The sequence below is a fragment of the Neorhizobium huautlense genome, from assembly GCF_002968575.1.
In the GTDB taxonomy this organism is placed as follows: domain Bacteria; phylum Pseudomonadota; class Alphaproteobacteria; order Rhizobiales; family Rhizobiaceae; genus Neorhizobium; species Neorhizobium huautlense.
Genome location: NZ_PVBM01000021.1, coordinates 68,920 through 84,724, shown reverse-complemented (window position 1 = coordinate 84,724; position 15,805 = coordinate 68,920). Strand labels below are relative to the sequence as shown.

The window sequence follows — 15,805 nt, the reverse complement described above, 5'->3', positions numbered from 1 at the left end:
CTCAGTCCTTCTGAAAGTCGATGAGTTTTTCGGCCGTGGCACGATTGAGCGCCATCGGAATGTCGTAGACGGTCGCAAGCCGCGTCAGTGCCTTGACGTCCACGTCATGCGGCAGGGCGCTCAAGGGGTCGATGAAAAAGATCAGCATGTCGACCTCGCCGGTGGCGATCATCGCACCGATCTGCTGGTCCCCGCCGAGCGGACCGCTTTTCAGCCGCGTGACGTCGAGGCTCGGACAGGCATCCTGTACCCGCCCTCCGGTCGTGCCGGTGGCGACGATGCGAAAGCGCGACAGCGAGCCTTGATGATGGCGGGCGAAATCCGCCATGTCGTCCTTTTTCTGGTCGTGCGCGATCAGCGCGATGCAGGGCTTGGGCGGCATGACAGGAGCCTTCTCCCAGGAATGGTTTCAATCGATTTACACGCTTCTAGCGTGCCCGATTGTTCTTGGGAAGGTGGGGGAGCTGCCGACGCTTTCAAGCGCCGGCCTTGTCGATGGTTATTGCAGCGGCCGGGGCGTCGGGAGAGGAATCTCGGCAGTCGGCACAGGCGGATCGTTGATGATGGCTTCGATGTTGCTGGCCGGCGTAGCGGAGGCTGGCTGGGAGGTGAAAGCCATTGCGCCGCCGCCGAAGGTCGCCTCCTCTTCGGCGCGCGCAGGGGCCGCAAGCACGGCTGCGCAAGCCTTTGGCAGATCCGACAGCATCACGGGACGCGGTTTCACCGGCTTCCTGTTTGGATCGGGTTTCGGTGCCGCCCAGGGTTCCTTGGTAAACCACCAGGCAAGCGACTTGTCGCACCCGTCGCCGGCCGTGACCGGCGCCTGCTTCTGGCAGCCGGACGCTCCGGCGGGGCAATGGATGCGGATGTGGAAGTGTTCGTCGTGGCCGTAGATCGGTCGAACCTTGCCGAGAAGCGAGCGGTCGCCCGTCCAGGTGTCGCAGAGCTTCTTCTTGATCGCCGGGTTGACGAAGACGCGCTCCACCTGCGGATAACTCGCCGCCTGCATTACCACGCGGGCGTGGGTGGGTGTCCATCGCTTCGGGTCGACGGTCAGGAACTTGCTCTTGTCGAGCATGGAGGTGAACGGCATGCTTTCGCGTTCCTGCGGCGAAAGCGGCTGGTTGGGTTTCGGCGTAAACCAGACATCCGCGTCGAGGCCGATCTGGTGCGACGAATGGCCGGATAACATCGGTCCCCCGCGGGGCTGGGAAATGTCGCCGACGAGGATGCCGGATCCCCAGCCGAGCTTGGCCGCATCGCGGGAAAACTGCTCCAGAAGCGTAATCATCTGCGGATTGCCCCAACGCCGATTGCGCGAAAGGCGCATGGCCTGCCAAGTCGGACCGTCGGTCGGCAGCGCCACTGCGCCCGACATGCAGCCCTTCGCGTAAAAACCGACCGGCTGGGGATCGGCCTTGCTCGGCAGCGCCACGCCGCCGAAAAGCTGTTTCGCCGGGGTGCCCTCCTGTGCTGCCGAAGGTCCGGCCAATGCGGTGCAAAGAAGCGCGGTCGCAACCGCCTGCAAAATAATTGAACGCGAAATCGATGCCATGCCCATCCGCCGCAAATCACTCAGTAGCTTCGAATCTACTGTGAAATACGATTTTGGTGAAATGGAGATCGAAGAAGCGCTGTCCCGATACGGAAGATAAAGCGCTTGTGAGCAGGAGTTCCTGTTTTTTGCCGCCTTTTGCCCTATGCTTCGGCGCAACAAAGAATTCGAACAAGGGGTAGCGAATGAATTTGGCTCGGCTGAAAGGCAGCTTTGGAATGTTTCTCATGGCGGTTGCGGTGGCGGCCGCACCCGCCGCGGCGCAGGAGCCACAATGGCGGCATGCGATTGCTGTTCTCGACGAGCCGAAGCTGCCCGCAGATTTCAAACGGCTTCCCTATGTGAACCCCGACGCGCCGAAAGGCGGCGAACTTCGGCTTTCCGAGGAAGGGACGTTCGACAATTTCAATCCCCTCATCGATCGAGGCACGCCGGCAGCTGGACTCGGCACCCTGTATGATACGCTTTTGAAACATTCCGAGGATGAAGTTTTTGGTTCTTACGGCCTTCTGGCCGAGGCGCTCTCTTATCCGGAAGATATGTCTTCCGTGACCTTCCGTCTTCGCCCCGAAGCAAGATGGGCGGACGGACAACCCGTGACGCCTGATGACGTGATCTTCAGTTTTCAAAAGGCTAAGGAGCACAGTGCGCTTTACTCGAACTACTACCGGCACGTGACAGCGGCGGAAAAGACGGGCGAGCGTGAGGTTACGTTCCGGTTCGACGAAAAGAACAATCGGGAGCTGCCAGCCATCGTCGGCGATTTCCCCGTGCTGCCGAAGCATTGGTGGGAGGGCAAGACTGCTCAAGGCCAGCAGCGGGATATCTCTCGCACCACGCTGGAGCCTCCTATGGGGTCCGGCCCCTATAAAATGGCTGCCTTCCAGCCGGGCGCGACTATTCGCTACGAGCTGCGCGACGATTATTGGGGCAAGGATCTTCCGGTCAATGTCGGCCAGTACAATTTCAAGGTGATCAGCTATACCTATTTCGCCGACCGCGACGTCGAGTTCGAAGCGTTCCGTGCAGGCAATATCGATTATCAGCAGGAAAACAGTTCGAGCCGCTGGGCCACACGTTATGATTTCGATGCGGTAAAGGACGGCCGGGTCGTTCGTGAGGCTCTGACCAATCCGTTCCGGGCGACCGGTGTAATGCAGGCTATGGTGCCGAATATGCGCCGCGACATCTTCAAGGATGCTCGGGTGCGCGAAGCGTTGAACTATGCTTTCGATTTCGAGGACATGAACAAGAACCTGGCCTATGGCGGCTTGAAACGTGTCGACAGCTTCTTCTGGGGCACGGAGCTCGCCTCCTCGGGCCTGCCGCAAGGCCGCGAGCTCGAAATTCTTCAGGGCCTGAAGGACAAAGTGCCAGCTTCGGTATTCACCACGCCTTACACCAATCCGGTGGGCGGCGATCCGCAGAAGGTGCGCGACAACCTGCGCAAGGCGATCGGCCTGTTCAAGGAGGCGGGCTGGGAGCTGAAAGGCAACCAGATGGTGAATGCCAGGACCGGGAAGCCCATGAGCTTTGAAATACTGCTTAGCAGCCCCTCCATGGAACGGTCCGTGCTCCCCTATGTGGCGAGCCTGAAGAAGATCGGTGTCGACGCCCGCATTCGCACTGTGGATGCTTCGCAATATGTCAATCGAACCCGAAGCTTCGACTACGACGTGATCTGGGCGGTTTGGGCGCAGACGATGAATCCCGGCAATGAACAATCCGATTATTGGGGATCGGAATCCGTCAATCGCACAGGCTCGCGCAACTATGCCGGCATTGCCGATCCGGCGGTCGACGAGCTGGTCCGCATGATCACCGCCGCTCCCAATCGTGAGGAACAGGTAGCGGCGATCAAGGCCATGGATCGCGTACTGCTGGCGCACCACTATGTCGTGCCTCTCTTCTATTCCGGCGAAGCGAAGATCGCCTACTGGAACAGGATTGCCCGGCCCGCCGAACTGCCTGCCTACGGCATAGGCTTCCCTGCCATCTGGTGGTCGAAGAGTGCCGGCAAGTGACGAGACTTGCGCCGCAGGCCGGCTCCTGTTCCAAATGGGGCCAGATGATTCGCAGGCAGGTACGAGGAAAACGCCGTTTGACGTTGGTTATGATGCGCGGTGAGGCAAAGTTCGCCATGACGGACAGGGAGTTCTAATGGGCGCCTATATCCTCCGCCGTCTCCTGCTGATGATACCGACGCTTGTCGGCATCATGGCGATTTCCTTTCTCGTCGTGCAGTTTGCGCCTGGTGGCCCCGTCGAGCAGATCATCGCGCAGATTCAGGGCCAGGACACCGGCGACCGGCTTTCCGGCGGTGGCAGCGACGTGCTGAGCCAGGGCGGTGGGGAAGAATCCCGCTATCGCGGTGCCCAGGGCCTCGACCCGGAATTCATCAAGAAACTCGAACAGCAGTTCGGCTTCGACAAGCCGCCGCTGACGCGTTTCCTCGACATGATGTGGAACTATATCCGCTTCGATTTCGGAGAGAGCTTCTTCCGCAATACGTCCGTGATTGGACTGATCGGCGAGAAGCTGCCGGTGTCGATCTCGCTCGGCTTCTGGATTCTCGTCGTATCCTACCTGATCTCCATCCCGCTTGGCATCCGCAAGGCGGTGAAGGACGGATCGACCTTCGATGTCTGGACCTCCGGCATCATCATCATCGGTTATGCCGTGCCGAGCTTCCTTTTCGGCATCCTGCTGATCGTGCTGTTTGCCGGCGGGTCCTTCTTCGATTGGTTTCCGCTGCGCGGCCTCGTGTCGGATAATTTTTCCGAGCTGTCCTGGTGGGAAAAGATCGTCGACTACTTCTGGCACCTGACCCTGCCGCTGATCGCGCTTTCGCTTTCGGCTTTCGCCACCACGACGCTGCTCACCAAGAACTCCTTCATCGACGAGATCAAGAAGCAATATGTCGTCACCGCCCGCGCCAAGGGTCTCAACGAACGCCAGGTGCTCTACGGCCACGTTTTTCGAAACGCCATGCTGATCGTGATTGCCGGTTTCCCCGGCGCTTTTATCTCGGCCTTCTTCACCGGGTCGCTTTTGATCGAGAATATCTTCTCGCTCGATGGCCTGGGCCGGCTGAGCTACCTCGCGGTCGTCAATCGCGACTATCCGATCGTCTTCGGCACGCTCTACATCTTCTCGCTGATAGGTCTCATCGTCGCGCTGATCTCCGACCTGATCTACACTTGGATCGATCCGCGCATCGACTTCGAGCGGAGGGATGTCTGATGGAGGCATCCGCCGCAAAGACCACGGTTCAGGTAGATCGGCCGTCCAGGCGCCCCTGGCTTTCGCCAACCAATCGGCGCCGGCTGGACAACTTCCGCGCCAACAAGCGCGGTTACTGGTCCTTCTGGATTTTCATGATCCTGTTCGTGCTCAGCCTGATGGCCGAGTTCATCGCCAACGACCGGCCGATCCTTGCCTCGTACAAGGGGGAAATTCTTTATCCGGTTCTTGTCGATTATCCGGAGGAAAAGTTTGGAGGCTTCCTGGCCACCACCGATTACCGCTCGGACTTCATTCAGCAGGAGATCGACGCCAACGGCTGGATGATCTGGCCGCCGATCCGCTATTCCTATCAGACGGTCAATTCCAATATTCCGCATTCGGCTCCCACCGAACCGTTCTGGATGATGGCCAAAGGGGATCGGTGCAAGGCCTATCCGCAAGGCGATCAGGATCCCAATTGCATCCTCGGCAACATGAACTGGCTCGGCACAGATGACCAAGCGCGCGACGTGACCGCCCGCATGATCTATGGATTCCGCATTTCGGTCCTGTTCGGCCTGGCGCTCACCATCTGTTCGGCGATCATCGGCGTCACGGCCGGCGCGATCCAGGGATATTTCGGAGGCTGGACGGACCTCCTGCTCCAGCGCTTCATCGAGATCTGGTCGTCCATGCCGGTTCTCTACATTCTTTTGATCATCGCGGCGATCCTGCCGCCAGGCTTCTTCGTCCTGCTCGGCATCATGCTGCTTTTCTCGTGGGTGGGATTTGTCGGCGTGGTGCGGGCGGAGTTTTTGAGAGCCCGCAATTTCGAATATGTCCGGGCGGCGCGTGCGCTCGGCGTCGGCAACTGGACCATCATGTACCGGCACCTCCTGCCGAATGCCATGGTGGCGACGCTCACCTTCCTGCCGTTCATCCTGTCCGGCTCGATCGCGACCCTGACCTCGCTCGACTTCCTCGGCTTCGGCATGCCGCCGGGCTCGCCGTCGCTGGGCGAGATGGTTGCGCAGGGCAAGAACAACCTGCAGGCACCGTGGCTGGGGCTTACCGCCTTCTTCACCATGTCGGTCATGCTGTCGCTGCTGATCTTCGTCGGCGAAGCAGTGCGCGATGCCTTCGATCCAAGAAAGACGTTCGGTTGAGCCTATGACAGAACCGCTCCTTTCCGTCCGTGATCTCTCAGTCGCCTTCCGTCAGGGAAGTGATACCTCGCTTGCCGTCGACAGGGTTTCCTTCGAAATCCACCCGGGCGAAGTCGTGGCGCTGGTGGGAGAATCCGGATCCGGCAAATCGGTGACGGCCAATTCGATCCTGAAGCTTCTTCCCTATCCGGCCGCCAGCCATCCGTCGGGTGAGATCTTTTTCGAAGGTAAGGACCTGTTGAGGGCCTCCGAGCCGGAGCTCCGTAATGTCCGCGGCGACGACATCACGATGATCTTCCAGGAGCCGATGACATCGCTCAATCCGCTCCACACGATCGAAAAGCAGATCGGCGAGATTCTCGAGCTGCATAAGGGCATCACCGGCCAGATCGCCCGCATCCGCACCCTCGAACTGCTCAATCAGGTTGGCATCCGCGAGCCCGAGAAACGACTGACCGCCTATCCGCACGAACTTTCCGGCGGACAGCGCCAGCGTGTGATGATCGCCATGGCCTTGGCGAACCGGCCGAAACTGCTGATCGCCGACGAGCCCACGACAGCGCTCGACGTCACGGTTCAGGCGCAGATACTCGACCTCCTGCGCAGCCTCAAGGGCGAGCACGGGATGTCGATGCTGTTCATAACCCACGATCTCGGCATCGTCCGCAAATTTGCCGACCGCGTCTGTGTGATGACCAAGGGCAGGATCGTCGAGAGCGGCACCGTTGAGGACGTCTTCTCCCGTCCGCAGCATGAATACACCCGCCACCTGCTGGGCTCCGAGCCGCGCGGCGAACCGCCGCCGGCCAATCCGACGAAGCCGGTCATCATGGAAGGCAAGGACATCCGTGTCTGGTTTCCGATCAAGGCGGGCTTGATGCGTAGGGTCGTCGACCACGTGAAGGCGGTGGACGGCATCGATCTCACCCTGCGCGCCGGCGAAACTCTTGGTGTCGTCGGGGAGTCCGGCTCCGGCAAGACCACGCTCGGCCTGGCGCTCGCCCGTCTCATCTCGTCGCAAGGCCGTATCGCCTTCATCGGTAACGAGATCGACAAGTTCTCGTTCAAGGAGATGCTGCCCTTCCGCGACCGGCTGCAGGTGGTGTTCCAGGATCCCTACGGATCGCTCAGCCCCCGCATGTCTGTCGGAGAAATCGTAGCTGAAGGGCTGAAGGTGCACGAGCGCTCGCTCTCCGCCGACGAACGGGATAAACGTGTCGCCTGGGCGCTGACGGAGGTCGGGCTCGACCCGGCCACACGCTGGCGGTATCCGCATGAGTTTTCCGGCGGCCAGCGGCAACGCATTGCAATTGCGCGGGCCATGGTCCTGAAGCCGCGTTTCGTCATGCTGGACGAACCGACATCGGCGCTCGACATGACCGTACAGGCGCAGGTCGTCGATCTCTTGCGGGATCTCCAAAGGAAGTACGATCTGGCCTACCTTTTTATCAGTCACGACCTGAAGGTTGTGAAGGCGCTTGCCAATCATGTGATCGTCATGCGGCTCGGCAAGGTGGTGGAAGAGGGGCCGGCCGAGCAGATATTCAAGGCACCGAAGGAGCAATATACCCGCGCCTTGATGGCCGCTGCCTTCAATCTGGAGGCAGTCGAGACCTCCGCCATCAGCCAGTAGCCCTAAGGTAACCTCATGTCCGCCCAAAAGCCCGTCGTCATCGATCTCAAATTCGAGCGTCGCGAGGTCGATGCCGCGCTTGCCAATGCCTTTTCCGGCCGGCAGGTGCTGCGCGCCTCCGATCCTGACCTCGATCTGTCGGAAGCCCGTTATGCGGTCATCTGGAAACCGGAGCCGAACCTGTTTCGGCGCGCTCCAAATCTGCAAGTGCTGTTTTCGGGAGGAGCAGGCGTGGATCACATCCTCACGCTGCCAGACCTGCCGGATATCCCGATCGTTCGCTTCGTCGATGAGAGCCTGACGACCCGCATGAGCGAGTGGGTGGTGCTGCAGGCCTTGAGCCACCTGCGTCAGGTGCCGGCCTATCTGAAGCAGCAGCGCGAACGCCAGTGGCGCGAGCTTCCACAGCCGGAGGCAAGGGACTTGACCGTCGGAGTCATGGGTCTTGGTGTGCTCGGCCAGGATTCGGCAAGGAAGCTGAAGATCATGGGCTTCAACGTCATCGGCTGGTCGCGCAGCAGGAAGACGATCGACGGTATCGAGACATTCGACGGCGCCGAACTGGAGACGTTCCTGTCCAGGACGGACATGCTTGTCGGCCTCCTGCCTCTGACGTCAGATACGCGAGGCATCTTCGACGCGGCCCTGTTTTCCAAGCTTCGGAAGGGTGGGGCGCTCGGAAAGCCGGTCTTCATCAATGCCGGCCGCGGCGGCAGCCAGGTTGAGGCAGACGTGATTTCGGCACTCGAGGGCGGGGTCCTGGGTGGCGTGTCGCTCGACGTATTCGAAAAGGAACCGCTGCCGACGGACAGTCCTCTGTGGCGGATGGAGAATGTGATGGTAACGCCGCACGCGGCGTCGGCTTCCGATGTCCGGGCTTTGTTTCGCAATGCGGAAGCCCAGATGGAGCGTTTCGAGGCGGGACAGTCTCTGCAGCATCTGGTCGACCGCAGCACCGGTTATTGACCGCAGGGGAACATTCGCATCTCAGGGCCGTTTCCTGCGCAAGAGCCGGGTATTCCGGCAAACAAGGAGCGAATCATGAACACCCGTTTCGATCCCAAGGAGCCTGCAGGCCGCCGTCCCAACCCGCCCGGCTCGCCCGCCGAAGAACCGATGAGCGCGACGGAAGCCCGTCAGGGACGAAGAGGATCGCCGGTCCTGATCGTGCTGGTGGCCGGTCTCATCCTGGCTCTGCTCGCATGGGGGGCCGCAGAATGGTGGGGCGAGGCGACCGATCCCCCTGCGGAACAGACGGCAACACCGCCTGCGGCCAGCACCGCGCCGGAAAACCCGAATGCTGCGCCGTCCGCCAATCCGCCGGCTCCGACACCGCCTGCCAGCACCAATCCATAAGGCTGCAATCGGCATCGCTCGGCCGCGATCCCTCGCGGCCGAATTGCGTTCTGGACTTCCTCCGCTTTTTTTTCGATAAAACTGCCGGAGGTTGATCAGCCGCTGCCTCCGGATGCATCTCACTCGGCGGAGCCGGTCCGTAACGGATCGGGGGCAGGCAGGGCATGACCAAGACCGATATTGCGAGCAGGGTTTACAATCATACCTGGAAGCTCGACCCGATCATCCGAAGCCTGATCGATACGGACTTCTACAAGCTCCTGATGCTGCAGATGATCTGGAAGCTCTATCCCGATGTCGACGCGAGTTTTTCCCTGATCAACCGCACGACCAGCGTCAGGCTTGCGGAAGAGATCGACGAGGGCATGCTGCGCGAGCAGCTCGATCACGCCCGTACGGTCGGCCTTTCGAAGAAGGAGATGATCTGGCTTGCCGGTAACACGTTCTACGGAAAGAAGCAGATCTTCGAGCCGGAATTCCTGAATTGGCTGTCCACCTACAAGCTGCCCGAATACGAACTTTCCAAGCGCGACGGCCAGTTCGAGCTGAGCTTCCATGGCCGCTGGATGGAAACCACGCTCTGGGAAATTCCGGCACTCGCCATCATCAACGAGCTCCGATCCCGGGCGGCCATGCGGCGCATGGGTCCCTTTACCCTGGACGTTCTATATGCCCGCGCCAAGGCCAAGATGTGGGAAAAGGTCGAACGGCTGCGCACCCTGCCGGGGCTGCGCATCTCCGATTTCGGCACGCGGCGGCGCCACAGCTTTCTCTGGCAGCGCTGGTGTGTCGAAGCGTTGAAGGAAGGGATCGGCGAGGCGTTCACTGGCACCAGCAATGTGCTGCTCGCCATGGATTCGGACCTCGAAGCCGTCGGCACCAACGCCCATGAATTGCCGATGGTCGTAGCGGCCTTGGCCAATAGCGACGAGGAATTGCGGGCGGCACCTTACAAGGTCCTAAAGGACTGGAATCGGCTCTATCACGGCAATCTGTTGATTGTTCTGCCGGATGCTTTCGGCACCGCGGCATTTCTTCGGGATGCTCCCGAATGGGTCGCAGACTGGACCGGCTTTCGCCCCGACAGTGCGCCTCCTATCGAGGGTGGAGAAAAGATCATCGAGTGGTGGCAGCGGATGGGCCGTGATCCGAAGAGCAAGTTGCTGATCTTTTCGGACGGGCTCGATGTCGACGCCATCATCGACACGTATCGGCATTTCGAGGGCCGGGTCCGGATGAGTTTTGGCTGGGGGACGAACCTCACCAACGACTTTGCCGGCTGCGCGCCGCAAAACGTCGAAAGCCTGAAGCCGATCTCGCTCGTCTGCAAGGTCAGCGAGGCCAATGGGCGACCTGCGGTCAAGCTGTCGGACAATCTGCGAAAAGCCACCGGGGATCCGGCAGAGGTGGAGCGTTATTTGAGGTTTTTCGGTCAGGAAGACCGCGTCGATCAGGCGGTATTCGTCTGAAAATACAGGCCCTCGATACAACGAGGGCCTGTATTTCATAAGTGGTTTTGGCTTACTGGATTACCTGAACAACCGTGTGCGTCTGCGGGTCCACGATCACGCGCTGATTGTTGACAACCGCATAGGCGTATTTCGGATTGCTCGGAACCGGGGTCACGACAACCTTCTTCGGAAGCGGCTTACCGACCACGATCTTTTCTTCGACCATGACGGAGGTCGTCGAAGCGGGCTGTTCTTCCACATAGGTGACGACCTCACGCGGCGGCGGGTCGATCGCAGTGCCAGCGACGGCGCCAACGACGCCGCCGACTGCGGCGCCGACAGGACCACCAACGATCGCACCGGTTACTGCACCGCCGGCTGCGCCGTTAACGGTGCTTTGTTGCGCACCTGCCTGAGTAGCGAAGCAAGCGGCGAGAATGGCGCAGGAAGTCACAATAATCTTTTTCATAGTTCTTCTCCTTCGTAGAGCTTCCGAGCAGATAACCCTCGAACCTCAAGGCGGTTCCGGCGACCTTGTAACCTTTCGTAAGCGAGTGAAAACTTGGGAGAGCGACGGGAGCAGCGGCGAGAGACTTTGGAGAGGCGGGTTTATCTTGATTTGCAGGTTCAGCGCCCGTTAACGATGCGGGCTCATGCTTGCCAAAAAAACCATCCTGAAAATCCTTCTCCTATTGCCAAGAGGAGATCTGATTCTATTTGTTTTCCTGAAGCCGGGAGGTTCTTGTATGGAATATCGTTTCCTTATCGTCGAAGACAGCCTGTTGGTGGCGATGGATATCGAGGATGCCATTCACCGGAGCGGCCACGATGTGGTCGGCATTGCGCCCGACATGACTGTGGCACTGAATTACACCCGGGATACGGATATCGCTTTCGTCGATGTCCGCCTTGCCGACGGCGAGACCGGCCCGGAAATTGCTAAGGCGCTTGCTGAATATGGCATCGTGGTGATCATGATCACGGGTAACCCCGGCCTTGTCGCCGCCGGCGTGTCCGGCGTCCTCGGCGTCATGGCCAAACCGCTCACCGACCAGGCCTCCATGGACCTGATCCAGTTCGCTGTCGACCGCAAGAATGGCCGGCCCGGCACGCCGCCCGCGAGACTGCGGCTCTTTCACTAGACATCGCCGAGGCAAGCAATAGCTGCCGAACCAGCGGATGACAGACCGCGGCTTCCGCTGTATGGGAGACGCTACGGCAGCAGCGGGTTTTTCAATGCGTTATTTCATCACCGGAACGGCAGGCTTCATCGGATTTCATCTGGCACGGCGCCTGCTGGAACAAGGGCACCAGGTCCTCGGCTTTGACGGCATGACGCCCTATTACAGCCTGCGGCTGAAGGAAGCCCGACATGCGGGTCTCGCGCAGTTTCCCACCTTCCGGCCGGTGATCGGCATGCTCGAAGACAAGCCGCTGCTGGAGGAGGCGATCTCCGGCTTCAAGCCTGATGTCATGGTTCATCTCGCAGCCCAGGCCGGCGTGCGCTACAGTCTCGAAAACCCGAAGGCGTATCTGGATTCGAACCTGGTCGGTTCCTGGAATATCCTGGAGCTCGCCCGCACCCATGGCGTGGGCCATCTGATGCTTGCCTCCACGTCCTCCGTCTACGGCGCCAATCCGGAGGGGCCCTTCCGGGAGACGGACAAGGCCGACGAGCCGCTGACCTTTTATGCCGCTACGAAGAAGAGCATGGAGCTGATGGCCCACAGCTATGCCCATCTCTACAAGCTGCCGATCACCGCCTTTCGGTTCTTCACCGTTTACGGGCCCTGGGGCCGTCCCGACATGGCGCTCTTCAAGTTCGTCAAGGCGATGATCGAGGAGCGCGAGATCGAAATCTACGGCGAAGGCAAGATGAGCCGGGACTTTACCTATATCGACGACCTGGTGGATTCGATCATCGACCTGTCGCGCATCTTTCCTGCTGAGGATAACCGGGTGGCAGATGTCGACACGTTGTCCCGCCAGGGCCCGTTCCGCGTGGTCAACATTGGCGGAGGGCAACCGGCAGGCCTCCTCGATTTTGTGGAGACCATCGAACGGGTCATGGGCAAACCTGCCAAGCGCAGGATGCTACCGATGCAGAAGGGCGACGTGCCGAGGACCTATGCAAGCCCCGATCTTCTTGTCGCGCTGACCGGCCGCAAACCCGAAACCGGTCTCGACGAGGGTGTGAAAGCCTTCGTCGAATGGTATCTCGACCACCGCAGCGAGATCGATTGATCTCGTGAGTGATGTCACGCCGCCAATGGCGGCGCTCCCCTCACCCTCTTCCGAACTCGTCCACAATACGGATGATGTCGTCTTCGCCGAGATATGATCCGGTCTGGACCTCGATCATTTCGAGGGTGATCTTGCCTGGATTGGCGAGGCGATGGACCTCGCCCTGAGGGATGTAGACGGATTCGTTTTCGCGCACGATTTTGATCTCGTCGCCGATCGTCACCTCTGCGGTGCCCTTGACGCAGATCCAGTGCTCGGAGCGGTGATGGTGTTTCTGCAGCGACAGTTTCTTGCCGGGGGTGACGAACAGCCGTTTGACCTGGAAACGGTCGCCGTTGAGCACCGAGGTATAGCCACCCCAGGGGCGGTAGGAGGTCGGATGGGTTTGTGTGAGTGCCGCGGTCGCCTTTGCCGCGGCGAGCTGCTTGACGAGCTTGCCGACATCCTGGCTGTCCTCCAGCCGGCCAACATAGACGGCGTCCTCGCTGGCGATGACGGCCACCCCGTCCAGGCCCTGGACGGCCAGATGGCTGGTGCGCGACATGACCAGCGAGTTCTTCGTGTTGACGAGCGTCGCGTGGCCGGAGATGACGTTGCCGGCTGTGTCGCGGGCTCCGAGCTTCCAGACCGCATCCCAGCTTCCGAGATCCGACCAGGTGAAGGAGGAGGGCACGACCGCGGCGTTCGAGGTCTTTTCCATGATCGCATAGTCGATCGAGATGTCGGGGCTTGCGGCAAAGGTTTCGGCATCCAGCCGGATGAAGTCAAGATCGTTGGCGGCCTTTGCGAGCGCGGCGCGGCCGGCCTTTTCGACCTCCGGCGCGAAGGTGGCCAGTTCCTGCAGCACCTGGCCGGCGGCAAACATGAAGATGCCGGAATTCCAGGCAAAGCCGCCGGCCGACAGCATGTGTTCCGCGTCCGGCAGGGCCGGCTTTTCGACGAACCGCTTTACAGCATGCGCTCCCGTCTTCAGCTTGTCGCCGATCTCGATATAACCATAACCGGTTGCAGGCTCGGTCGGCGTGATGCCGAAGGTGACGAGCTTGCCGGCAAGGGCGGTCTTTCGGGCAATGGCGATCGCCTCGAAGTAGCCCTGATCGGCGACGATCTCGTGATCGGAGGCAAGCACCTGCAGGATAGCGTCCTCGCCGAACCGTCCGGCGGCGAAGGCGGCGGCGGCGGCAACGGCCGGTGCGGTGTTGCGGGCAACCGGCTCGAGCAGGATGCCGGACAGCTTGACGCCGAGCTCCCGCGCCTGTTCTGCCACCAGAAAGCGGAAATCCTCGTTGGTGATCACCACCGGCGCTTCGTAAAGCGTTTGATCGCAGACCCGCGCGAGCGTCGCCTGGAACAGCGTCCGGTCGCCGATAAACTGGATGAACTGTTTGGGCGCACTGGCGCGCGACAGCGGCCAAAGCCTGGTGCCCTTGCCGCCGGCCATGATCACGGGAACGATTTTGCTCAACTTGCTCTCTCCAGTATCGTCGTCGCCGGCGCTCAAGCCCGGGTCCTGATTGCCCAGCCGCGGATCAGCCCGAGCCCTTCTTCAAGCAGAGCCCTGGCCTCGTCTTCGCTGCCGGCCTCCACATAACAGCGCATTTCCGGCGCGTTGCCCGAAGGGCGCAGATGCACGATGCGGCCGTCGGCAAGCGTGACGCGCAATCCGTCAATGTCGCTTGTGGCCGCCACAGCAGCGATCGGCGCCAGGAAGGCGGCAAGATTGTCGCGTGAGGCTCTTAGATGCGCCATCAGCGCGGCACTGGTTTCGACGGCAAAATTCTCCAGCCGGTCGGCCGCCGCAAACGGCAGACGGAAGGATGCGGCGATCTCAGACAACGGCTGCTTCTTGTCGGCGGCAAGCGAAAGAACGGCCAGTACCGGCAGGAAACTGTCGCGGGTCGGCAGCGGATCGAGCCTGCCGCCAGCAACGGTAAACGGGGAGGCGGTCAACAGCCCGCCATTGGCTTCGAAGCCCATGACCCTGTCCCGTCCGGCCTCAAGCGCCTCGAGCATGCCGGCGATCACGAAGGGCGAACCGACCCTGGTGCGGATCACCTCGAAATCGCCGGCCGTATCGATGCCGGAATTGGAGGTGACCGGCGTCACCACGACATCGGCCTTGAGGAATTTGGCGGTGATCAGGCCGATCAGATCGCCGCGCAACGGCTCGCCTCTTTCGTCGGCGACCAGCGGCCGATCGCCGTCGCCATCGGCCGAAACCACCGCGTCGAGCCGGTGTTCCCGCGCCCAGCCCTTCAAAAGCCCGATCGTCTCGGCCGAGACGGCCTCGGTATCGACGGGCAGGAATTCCTCGCAACGGCCGAGCGGCATGACCTCGGCGCCAAAACCCTGGAGAACCTCGACCATCAGGTCGCGGGCGACGGTGGAGTGCTGGTAGACGCCGAGCTTCAGGCCGGCCAGCGCATCGGCAGGCAGGACGCGTCGGTTGCGGGAAAGAAACAGGGCATTCGCGTCCGCCGACCGGTCCGGCGCCTCGGCGGGCGCCGTCTCCACCTCCCGGCCGGTAAGCTCGGCGGCGATCGCGGCGATCCGCTCCTCGTCGGATTTGTCGATCTCGCCGTCCGGACGGTAGAACTTGATGCCGTTGCGGTCGGCTGGAATATGCGATCCGGTCACCATCAGCGAGGCGGCGCCGAGCTTCAGCCCGTAAAGCGCAAGCGCCGGCGTCGGCAACGCGCCGCAATCGACCGGCGACAGGCCAGCACGGGCAAGTGCACCGATGCAGGTGGCGGCAATGCCCGGGCTCGAAGCGCGAAAATCCCGCCCCACCAGCACCAGTCCCCCCGGCTTCGCAGCACCCGTTTCCAGAAGATGCCGCGCAAAAGCCTGCGCATAAACCGACGACGCGCCTCCCGCCAGATCCTCGACAAGCCCACGAAGTCCACTCGTTCCAAATTTCATCAAGTGCCCATAAAGAAAGTCAGCCGCTCAATGTCCTAGTTTATTCCGCCTGAAAATAAAGAGATAACTGTCGGGGAAGCTAACCTGCAAGCGCTGTCTCTGCAAAATCCGGAAGCGGCTTCGGTTCACGTCGGGCGTTATCATGTTTCCAGTTGCGCTTGGCCGCATTGTCGCAAGGGTGTTATCCTTCGGTTCGGATCGGTGTGTCCGTTCGCTGGCGGTGCAAGATTTCGCCCGCTTCCGCTTTCCAGGA

14 protein-coding genes are annotated in these 15,805 nt (G+C 61.0%); 9 read left to right on the top strand and 5 right to left on the bottom strand.

The genetic code is table 11. From position 1 onward, the window contains the following. Position 1: 1 nt before the first annotated feature. Together C5L12_RS20615 and mepA are read right to left on the bottom strand one after the other, a co-directional pair. Complete coding sequence (locus C5L12_RS20615) at positions 2–382, bottom strand: methylglyoxal synthase (RefSeq protein ID WP_105373935.1); 381 nt, start codon at positions 380–382, stop codon at positions 2–4. A 117-nt stretch (positions 383–499) separates the two neighbouring features. After that, positions 500–1,555, bottom strand: coding sequence for a penicillin-insensitive murein endopeptidase (mepA, locus tag C5L12_RS20610; RefSeq protein WP_105373934.1), 1,056 nt, complete (start codon positions 1,553–1,555; stop codon positions 500–502). A gap of 185 nt (positions 1,556–1,740) precedes the next feature. Between mepA and C5L12_RS20605 the strand changes: the two genes are divergently transcribed. From C5L12_RS20605 to pncB, 7 genes are all read left to right on the top strand, one after another. Then, entirely contained in the window at positions 1,741–3,579 is a 1,839-nt protein-coding gene (locus C5L12_RS20605) for an extracellular solute-binding protein (protein WP_105373933.1), read from the top strand. Between the two features lie 136 nt (positions 3,580–3,715). Further along, positions 3,716–4,798, top strand: coding sequence for a microcin C ABC transporter permease YejB (locus tag C5L12_RS20600; protein WP_105373932.1), 1,083 nt, complete (start codon positions 3,716–3,718; stop codon positions 4,796–4,798). Then, positions 4,798–5,946 (top strand): ABC transporter permease, encoded by a 1,149-nt coding sequence (locus C5L12_RS20595; protein WP_105373931.1) that lies wholly within the window; start codon positions 4,798–4,800, stop codon positions 5,944–5,946. Before C5L12_RS20600 ends, C5L12_RS20595 begins: the two co-directional genes overlap by 1 nt. A 4-nt stretch (positions 5,947–5,950) precedes the next feature. Then, positions 5,951–7,579 (top strand): ABC transporter ATP-binding protein, encoded by a 1,629-nt coding sequence (locus C5L12_RS20590; RefSeq protein WP_105373930.1) that lies wholly within the window; start codon positions 5,951–5,953, stop codon positions 7,577–7,579. 15 nt (positions 7,580–7,594) lie between these two features. Next, entirely contained in the window at positions 7,595–8,545 is a 951-nt protein-coding gene (locus C5L12_RS20585) for a 2-hydroxyacid dehydrogenase (RefSeq protein WP_105373929.1), read from the top strand. Positions 8,546–8,620: 75 nt separating this feature from the next. Then, complete coding sequence (locus tag C5L12_RS20580; protein ID WP_105373928.1) at positions 8,621–8,935, top strand: hypothetical protein; 315 nt, start codon at positions 8,621–8,623, stop codon at positions 8,933–8,935. Positions 8,936–9,099: 164 nt separating this feature from the next. Next, positions 9,100–10,404: a nicotinate phosphoribosyltransferase gene (gene pncB / locus C5L12_RS20575; protein WP_105373927.1), complete on the top strand. Its 1,305-nt coding sequence runs from the start codon at positions 9,100–9,102 to the stop codon at positions 10,402–10,404. Between the two features lie 52 nt (positions 10,405–10,456). Here the strand turns inward: pncB and C5L12_RS20570 are convergent, their stop codons facing one another. Continuing rightward, positions 10,457–10,855 (bottom strand): DUF1236 domain-containing protein, encoded by a 399-nt coding sequence (locus C5L12_RS20570; RefSeq protein ID WP_105373926.1) that lies wholly within the window; start codon positions 10,853–10,855, stop codon positions 10,457–10,459. A gap of 277 nt (positions 10,856–11,132) precedes the next feature. Here C5L12_RS20570 and C5L12_RS20565 point away from each other — a divergent pair, with 277 nt between their 5' ends. Together C5L12_RS20565 and C5L12_RS20560 are read left to right on the top strand one after the other, a co-directional pair. After that, positions 11,133–11,528 carry a response regulator gene (locus tag C5L12_RS20565; protein ID WP_157949092.1) on the top strand — a complete coding sequence of 132 codons (396 nt, stop codon included), beginning with the start codon at positions 11,133–11,135 and terminating at the stop codon, positions 11,526–11,528. 94 nt (positions 11,529–11,622) lie between these two features. After that, a complete protein-coding gene (locus C5L12_RS20560; RefSeq protein ID WP_105373924.1) occupies positions 11,623–12,630 on the top strand; it encodes an NAD-dependent epimerase/dehydratase family protein in 1,008 nt (335 codons plus the stop codon). A gap of 40 nt (positions 12,631–12,670) precedes the next feature. Here the strand turns inward: C5L12_RS20560 and C5L12_RS20555 are convergent, their stop codons facing one another. Further along, entirely contained in the window at positions 12,671–14,095 is a 1,425-nt protein-coding gene (locus tag C5L12_RS20555; RefSeq protein WP_280952539.1) for a mannose-1-phosphate guanylyltransferase/mannose-6-phosphate isomerase, read from the bottom strand. Positions 14,096–14,127: 32 nt separating this feature from the next. Beyond that, a complete protein-coding gene (locus C5L12_RS20550) occupies positions 14,128–15,552 on the bottom strand; it encodes a phosphomannomutase (RefSeq protein ID WP_105373923.1) in 1,425 nt (474 codons plus the stop codon). Between the last annotated feature and the right edge of the window lie 253 nt (positions 15,553–15,805).

Excerpts from the sequence above, each read along its gene's own strand:
- C5L12_RS20615 (WP_105373935.1), bottom strand. The coding sequence starts at position 382 with ATGCCGCCCAAGCCCTGCATCGCGCTGATCGCGCACGACCAGAAAAAG.
- mepA (WP_105373934.1), bottom strand. The coding sequence starts at position 1,555 with ATGGCATCGATTTCGCGTTCAATTATTTTGCAGGCGGTTGCGACCGCG.
- C5L12_RS20605 (WP_105373933.1), top strand. The coding sequence starts at position 1,741 with ATGAATTTGGCTCGGCTGAAAGGCAGCTTTGGAATGTTTCTCATGGCG.
- C5L12_RS20600 (WP_105373932.1), top strand. The coding sequence starts at position 3,716 with ATGGGCGCCTATATCCTCCGCCGTCTCCTGCTGATGATACCGACGCTT.
- C5L12_RS20595 (WP_105373931.1), top strand. The coding sequence starts at position 4,798 with ATGGAGGCATCCGCCGCAAAGACCACGGTTCAGGTAGATCGGCCGTCC.
- C5L12_RS20590 (WP_105373930.1), top strand. The coding sequence starts at position 5,951 with ATGACAGAACCGCTCCTTTCCGTCCGTGATCTCTCAGTCGCCTTCCGT.
- C5L12_RS20585 (WP_105373929.1), top strand. The coding sequence starts at position 7,595 with ATGTCCGCCCAAAAGCCCGTCGTCATCGATCTCAAATTCGAGCGTCGC.
- C5L12_RS20580 (WP_105373928.1), top strand. The coding sequence starts at position 8,621 with ATGAACACCCGTTTCGATCCCAAGGAGCCTGCAGGCCGCCGTCCCAAC.
- pncB (WP_105373927.1), top strand. The coding sequence starts at position 9,100 with ATGACCAAGACCGATATTGCGAGCAGGGTTTACAATCATACCTGGAAG.
- C5L12_RS20570 (WP_105373926.1), bottom strand. The coding sequence starts at position 10,855 with ATGAAAAAGATTATTGTGACTTCCTGCGCCATTCTCGCCGCTTGCTTC.
- C5L12_RS20565 (WP_157949092.1), top strand. The coding sequence starts at position 11,133 with ATGGAATATCGTTTCCTTATCGTCGAAGACAGCCTGTTGGTGGCGATG.
- C5L12_RS20560 (WP_105373924.1), top strand. The coding sequence starts at position 11,623 with ATGCGTTATTTCATCACCGGAACGGCAGGCTTCATCGGATTTCATCTG.
- C5L12_RS20550 (WP_105373923.1), bottom strand. The coding sequence starts at position 15,552 with ATGAAATTTGGAACGAGTGGACTTCGTGGGCTTGTCGAGGATCTGGCG.